Annotated in this window: 1 protein-coding gene; it reads right to left on the reverse strand. The window is 64.9% G+C overall.

Annotated features, from left to right (window positions below):
- Positions 1–111 precede the first annotated feature (111 nt).
- A partial coding sequence (locus ACFDSW_RS13505; RefSeq protein WP_375250803.1) for an aldehyde dehydrogenase family protein occupies positions 112–393 on the reverse strand: 282 nt, incomplete at its 5' end.

Genomic DNA, 393 nt, shown 5'->3' on the forward strand with positions numbered 1-393 from the left:
CCTCGCCCGCGGTTGGGGGGGGGGTGGTGCTACATATATTTGTTTGGGTTGTGGTTGTTTTTGTGTTGGGGGGGGGGGGGGGGGCGAAACCCCCCCCCCCCCCCGCCCCCGTCAGGCCGGCGCGCCGACCACGGTTTTCACTTCCATGAAGTCCGCCAGTCCGAACTTGCCGTTCTCGCGGCCATTGCCGGACTGCTTATAGCCGCCGAACGGTGCCGCGATATCCGGTGACCAGCTATTGATTGTGACCAGTCCGGCGCGCAGTTTCGACGCAACCTCCGCGGCTTTCGACGGATCGCCCGAGATCGTCGCCGACAGGCCATATTCGGTGTCGTTGGCGATCCGGACGCCATCCTCCAACGATCCGTAGCTGGTGATCGTAGCGACCGGGCC

Origin of the sequence: Sphingomonas sp. (assembly GCF_042091075.1) — a bacterium.
Taxonomy (GTDB): Bacteria; Pseudomonadota; Alphaproteobacteria; order Sphingomonadales; family Sphingomonadaceae; genus Sphingomonas.